The following is a 4,698-nucleotide window of genomic DNA, read 5'->3' on the forward strand; positions in this document are numbered from 1 at the left end:
GATGCATCGACAAAAAAGGTCCCTCGACTACGCCGCCCTTCAGGCGGCATCGCTCGGGATGACGGGGAGGAGACGATGCAACGATTGGCGATGACGATCGCGCTTGTGATGTCGATGGCCCCGGGGTCGATGGCAGGCGGCGCGAGCGCGCAGGACTGCCGTTCCTCGGTGGCGCTGCCGGCCGAGGGCTGGGCGTTCCTGCCCTTCTCGCCGTCGGCTGTCAGCGACACGCAGGTCTTCGAGCGGCTGGTGTGCACGGCCTGCTCGCCCGTGGTCGAGGTCGTGCTGGCCGCCGCCCCGCCGAAATTCCCGATGCCGGCCAGCCCGAGCGGGCTGGCCTGGGCGGAGGCGGCGACCGCCGATCATCACGAGCGCGCGGTGCGGCAGCTTCTCGACAACCTGCGCGCCACGGCGCCGGGCTGCACCGTCACCGGCCATGCGCGGCCGGGCGCCAGCGTCAGGTTCGGTCGCTGACACTCCTCGGCCCGGGATAGGCTAGAAGCCTCTTACCGGGACGAAGGGGGATTGCCAGGGTGGGGAAACCAGCACGAGCACCGCGCGCTGCGGCCGATCGCTACATGGCCGACCGCAAGGGCGACGCGGCACCCCGACGCCGCGCCACGGCGACCGCGACGGAAGGGCGCCTGGCCCTGGTCGAGAGGCCGGCGAACAGCCGCATGTTCGTCTACCTTGCGGGCAACTACCTTCACCGCATCGAGCGCGAGCGCCGCGAACTCTATTTCGGCGATCTCGACCTCGCCCTGGTCGCCGAGATCATCGGCACGGCGGGCGTCGAGCCCGGCATGCGCGACGCCGCCTTCCGCCAGAAGCACAAGGATTTCGACACCGCCATCCCGGTCGCCGAGCAGCGCGCCGTGAACGCGGCCTCTATCGCCGCCGCCACCGGCATGCCGCGCGAGACGGTGCGCCGCAAGATCCGCAAGTTGCTCGAGCTCGGCTTCGTCGTCGAGAAGGAGCCGGCGCGCTATGTGCTGAAGCCCGGCGTGCTGCTGGAGCCCGAACGGCAGGCGGCGTTCGCGCGCGGGATCGAGCAGACGGTGCGGTTTATGAACGAGCTGCTGGAGAACGGGGTGGTGAGGTGGGTGCCGGCGAAGAAGGGGAGGGCTGCAGCGCGGAGGTGAGCGGCGCTGGACGCCGCCCTAGAGCTTGGCCATCTGGCGGCCGGCATCGGTGAGGCAGAGGCTCTCTCCGTCCTTCACCGTCAGCCAGCCCTCGGACTCGGCCAGCGCCAGGGCGGCCGATGTCGCGTTCGCGTCCTTAAGCACCAGGCGCCGCGCCACGGTCTCCAGCGGCACCCAGCGCATCTTGACCCCGCGCGTATAGATCATCATGTCGCGAACGAGGCGACGGGCGAGCAGGTCGGGACGCTGGTTGGCCATCGGCGCTACGTTCGGCGGGCGGCGAAGCGGCGGGCATTGCCGTGCGACGCCACGAACGGCTTCCTGGCTTCGCGATTGCTGCGCCGGTGCTTCTGGGCCATCGGATTCCTTTCGGCTGGCCGGAACAGGGGCCAGCACGCGGGACATCCGCGGTACGCGACCCTATAGGCGCTTTCCGCGACAATGTCCGCTTTATCCCGTGTCGGCAGGCGCGACGCCGTGCAAGCCGTGGCCTGCCGCCCGTGTTAGATCGGGACATGCCCGACAAGTCATTGACCCCCGACGAGTTCGCCGCCCTGGTTGCCATCGACAGCAGCATCGGCCAGCGCCGGCCCTCGATGGACATGGAGGTGCGGCTGCGCCGCCTCGGCCTCATCGAGCGCAACGGCATGTCCCGGCTGCCCGCACGCACCGCCGAGGGCGAGGCGCTGGTGCGCGCCGGCCGCAAGGCCGCCAACGACTGAGCCGCGCCCCGGCTTCGCAGAGGCGCGTCGCCCGAAGTCCGTCCACGCGGTGCCGCCCTTCCGGTGAACTTCACTCTTGCTGCGGTTGTGTGCGCTAAGCCACAGACCCGTTCGGCCAATTGTCTAAGGTCACCATCGCCACCCTGCACGCCGGCCATCGTTGCGCCTCGGCGCGACACCTCCTCGCCGGTAGCCGCAGTTCGCGTCTTCTCCAACAAGAGGTGCACCATGGCAAAGGCAACCAGCCTCAAGGTCAGCGTCGTTCCCAACGAGATCCTGTTTCCCCGCGCGACCGTCGCCGTCGAGGCCGCGAGCGCCTTCGACGCCGAGGCGGCGCAGGGCGGCATTGTCGTCCGCGGCGTGCGTGGCAAGGTGGCGCTGGCCCGCGCCGGCCGCGTCGCGAGCTGGTCGCCCGAAGCGGAGTCGCTCCCGCCGGGACAGCATTGCCTCGTCGTGCGCGGTCTCGTCTCGCGCAACGGCAAGAGCCTCCCGGGCGACCGCGAGATCCCGTTCTTCGTCACTGATTCGGTGGCCAAGGTGCCCGGCCGGCTGCGCGTCGAGAGCATGGTGCGCCTGCGCGTCGGCGCGCTGGAGGCTGAGCGGCTGTCGATCGATCGCCGTCCGCGCGGCCGCTACATCGAGATCATGAAGGCCTCCGACCGCAAGAGCGGTGCGCCGACGGCGCTGGCCTTCGACCAGTCCGGGCGCCGTGTCGATGCCGAGCGGCTCCTGCGCCGCCTGCAGGCCGCGCGGGCGAAGAAATTCGGCAAGCTGCAGGAGAGCCTGCATGCCCATCTGGCGAAGGCCGGAACGCGCGGCCGCGTACCGGTGGCCATCTGGCTGCGCAGCGAGGAAACGACGGCCAACGGCGAGAAGAAGCTCAGGGGCGAGACCAAACGGCCGGCCCGCGAGGTCGAGCGGCAGGGCCGCGAGATCGGCCGCGTCGTCGCGGCCTTCACCACGCGGTGCGGCGACAAGTGGCGCGGCCTCGAGCGCGATCCCGTGGCGCCGGTCGTCTATGCCGAGCTGACGCGGGCCGAGATCGCGGCCCTGGCCAAGGACCGCGCGGTCGCCGGCGTCTTCCTGCACGAGCGCGAAGGCATCGAGGATCTCGTCAATTCGATCGGCATCGCCAATTCCGACGACGTCCACACCCAGGGCTTCCGCGGCTCGGGCGTGAAGGTCGCGGTGTGGGAGGACGGCCCCGACGTCACCACCGACCTCTCGATCACCGCGCGCTTCAAGTCGTCCGGCTTCGCGACGTCGGACCATGCCCGCCACACCCACGGCATCGTGAAGAACATCGAGCGCAACGCCCCGCACGGGCATGCGCCGTCATGTTCGCTGCATTCGGCCAACACCAAGGACCTCGATGCGCTGCGCTGGGCGGTCAAGGACAAGGGCTGCACCGTCGTCAGCCAGAGCTTCCATCGCTCGAGCGAGCCCGGCGCCTCGGGAATGTCGTTCGACGACATCTACAAGGACTGGCTCGCCCTGCACTGGCCGTGGCCCACGATCTGCCAGGCCGCGGGGAATTTCTTTACCGGTGACCCCGACAACATCAACCCGCCGAGCAGCGAGTTCGTCAACCACAAGGGCTACAACGGCCTCGTGGTCGGCAACCACGACGACACAGCCGGCGCCATGTCCGGCAGCTCGGTGTTCCGCAATCCCGCCAGCAGTCACGGCGATCGCGAGCTGCCGGAGATCGCCGCCAACGGCACCAGCGTGACGGCCGTCAAGCTCACCAAGAGCGGCACCAGCATGGCCTCGCCGGCTGCCGCCGGCGTCGTCGCCCTGATCCAGAACCACGACGCCACCTTGAAGTCGTGGCCCGAGGGCTGCCGCGCCATCATGCTGGCCGCCGCCAAGCGCAACATCGCCGGCAGCACCTGGTGGCAGGATGTCGTCTCCTCGGTCGATGCCTCCGACGGCACCGGCGCCACCGATGCGCTGGAGGCCTCCGACATCACCAGCCAGCGCCGCTCGCGCAACGCCGCCGGCACGCGCCGCGGCTGGGACGTCGGCACCCTGCGCTCGCGCGACATCGGCCGCGACCGACGCACGACCTTCTCCTACAACGTCACCCTGCCGCGCTTCTTCCTGGGGCCACGCAAGGTCAAGGTGGCGCTGGCCTGGGACAGCAAGATCACGATGTTCCCGTTCCCGGGCATCGAGCTTCCCATCGCCTCGGTGCTCGGCGTCGATCTCGACCTGCAGGTCTTCGACAGGAACGGCACGCAGGTCGGCTACTCGGGCTCGTGGGACAACAGCTACGAGATCGCCGAGTTCACCGGCACGCCCGGCGAGACCTACACCATCAAGATCCGCCGCTGGTCGGGCAGCGACGACGTCTGGTACGGCATCGCCTGGACCGTGACCGGCGGCCTGTTCTGGGCCGACGCGACGCGAGCGACGGTGCTGCAGCAGGCCCTCGAGAACGGTGGAGACTGAGACTCATTGCCGGGAGCGCGCCACTGGAAGCGGAGTAACCTCCGAACGTAGTGGCGCCCATCCTCTTCCCCTCATGTTCCTCTCCCCCGCTAGGGGGAGAGGTTAGGTGAGGGGGAAGCGACGTGCGTAACCCCCTCACCCTGCCTTCCCCTTGCGGACAGGACTATCGCATATGGCGAAAAGAGATGATTTCGGTCGTCTCGGCCAAGGCCCCCTCGACTTCGCTCGGGGTAAACTCCGGGCCGCGCGGAGAGACCTTCTCTCCACGATAGGCCGTTTGTGGTGGAGCGAAGGTCTCACCGCTCCGCGTGGAGTTTATTCCGAGCGAAGTCGAGGGGCGCGCCGGTCGAGACGACGGAAGGGCCGTATGCGATAGCCCT

Annotated in this window: 5 protein-coding genes; 4 read left to right on the top strand and 1 reads right to left on the bottom strand. The window is 69.3% G+C overall.

Features of this window, described 5'->3' with window-relative positions:
- Nucleotides 1-75 precede the first annotated feature (75 nt).
- Together RSO01_RS45965 and RSO01_RS48755 are read left to right on the top strand one after the other, a co-directional pair.
- Complete coding sequence (locus tag RSO01_RS45965; protein WP_147157334.1) at nt 76-474, top strand: hypothetical protein; 399 nt, start codon at nt 76-78, stop codon at nt 472-474.
- 104 nt (nt 475-578) lie between these two features.
- Entirely contained in the window at nt 579-1,142 is a 564-nt protein-coding gene (locus RSO01_RS48755; protein WP_218037673.1) for a hypothetical protein, read from the top strand.
- Nucleotides 1,143-1,160: 18 nt separating this feature from the next.
- Here RSO01_RS48755 and RSO01_RS45975 read toward each other — a convergent pair whose 3' ends face one another.
- Nucleotides 1,161-1,400 (bottom strand): helix-turn-helix domain-containing protein, encoded by a 240-nt coding sequence (locus RSO01_RS45975; RefSeq protein WP_147157335.1) that lies wholly within the window; start codon nt 1,398-1,400, stop codon nt 1,161-1,163.
- A gap of 257 nt (nt 1,401-1,657) precedes the next feature.
- On the opposite strand from RSO01_RS45975, the gene RSO01_RS45980 reads away from it, so the two are divergent.
- Nucleotides 1,658-1,864 carry a hypothetical protein gene (locus tag RSO01_RS45980; protein ID WP_147157336.1) on the top strand — a complete coding sequence of 69 codons (207 nt, stop codon included), beginning with the start codon at nt 1,658-1,660 and terminating at the stop codon, nt 1,862-1,864.
- Between the two features lie 228 nt (nt 1,865-2,092).
- Nucleotides 2,093-4,318: a S8 family serine peptidase gene (locus tag RSO01_RS45985; RefSeq protein ID WP_147157337.1), complete on the top strand. Its 2,226-nt coding sequence runs from the start codon at nt 2,093-2,095 to the stop codon at nt 4,316-4,318.
- Nucleotides 4,319-4,698 lie beyond the last annotated feature (380 nt).

It is taken from the genome of Reyranella soli (assembly GCF_007992495.1).
GTDB lineage: Bacteria > Pseudomonadota > Alphaproteobacteria > Reyranellales > Reyranellaceae > Reyranella > Reyranella soli.

Coding starts and splice junctions, on each gene's coding strand:
- RSO01_RS45980 (WP_147157336.1), top strand. CDS start 1,658: ATGCCCGACAAGTCATTGACCCCCGACGAGTTCGCCGCCCTGGTTGCC.
- RSO01_RS45965 (WP_147157334.1), top strand. CDS start 76: ATGCAACGATTGGCGATGACGATCGCGCTTGTGATGTCGATGGCCCCG.
- RSO01_RS45985 (WP_147157337.1), top strand. CDS start 2,093: ATGGCAAAGGCAACCAGCCTCAAGGTCAGCGTCGTTCCCAACGAGATC.
- RSO01_RS48755 (WP_218037673.1), top strand. CDS start 579: ATGGCCGACCGCAAGGGCGACGCGGCACCCCGACGCCGCGCCACGGCG.
- RSO01_RS45975 (WP_147157335.1), bottom strand. CDS start 1,400: ATGGCCAACCAGCGTCCCGACCTGCTCGCCCGTCGCCTCGTTCGCGAC.